The organism is Bacillus sp. EB600 (assembly GCF_024494385.1).
In the GTDB taxonomy this organism is placed as follows: domain Bacteria; phylum Bacillota; class Bacilli; order Bacillales; family Cytobacillaceae; genus JAEVLT01.
In genome coordinates this window covers 1-672 of sequence record NZ_JAEVLT010000143.1, presented here as the reverse complement: position 1 = coordinate 672, position 672 = coordinate 1, and the positions used below count along the sequence as shown (strand labels likewise).

Below are 672 nucleotides of genomic sequence, written 5' to 3'. Positions count from 1 at the left end.
ATACAGAAATGCAGCTGTAAATTGGAAAACTCAAAAGCCATACAGAGGAATTAATTCAATGTTATTAGATCCAGGTGAGTATGTAACTTTTAAACAAGTTCAGGAAGCAAAAGGAAAAGTTAAAAAAGGAGCAAAATCAGAAATCGTGGTTTTCTGGAAGTGGATTGAAACAGAAAATAAAGATACAGGAAAAGAAGAAAAAATCCCTCTTCTTCGATACTATAGGGTATTCAATATCAATCAATGCGAGGGCATTGAGAGAAAGCGTCAAGAAGAAACGTTTGAACATGACCCCATAGAAGAAGCAGAAAACATCATAAAAGGGTATACTAATTCTCCAAGCTTTAGCTATAACCCTGGCAGAGCTTATTATCAACCTAGTATAGACCATATAAACATCCCACCGATGAAGGATTTTAGACAAGTTGAAGAATATTACGCCACAACCTTCCACGAGTGCATACACAGCACAGGCCATGTCAGCAGATTAAAAAGAATCGGAATCACGTCAGCTACAGCCCATTTTGGATCAGAAGAATATACACAAGAAGAACTTGTAGCAGAGATTGGAGGAAGCATGTTAACCGGTTTAGCTGGTTTCGTAGATGTGACTTTTGACAACTCAGTTGCTTATATACAGTCTTGGTTGAGAAAATTAAAAGATGATAAAAT

The 672-nt window shown here is 36.8% G+C and carries 1 protein-coding gene; it reads left to right on the top strand.

Translation table 11 applies throughout. The features are described 5' to 3' along the window. Positions 1 to 58 precede the first annotated feature (58 nt). A partial coding sequence (locus JN080_RS28975; RefSeq protein WP_256239368.1) for a zincin-like metallopeptidase domain-containing protein occupies positions 59 to 672 on the top strand: 614 nt, incomplete at its 3' end.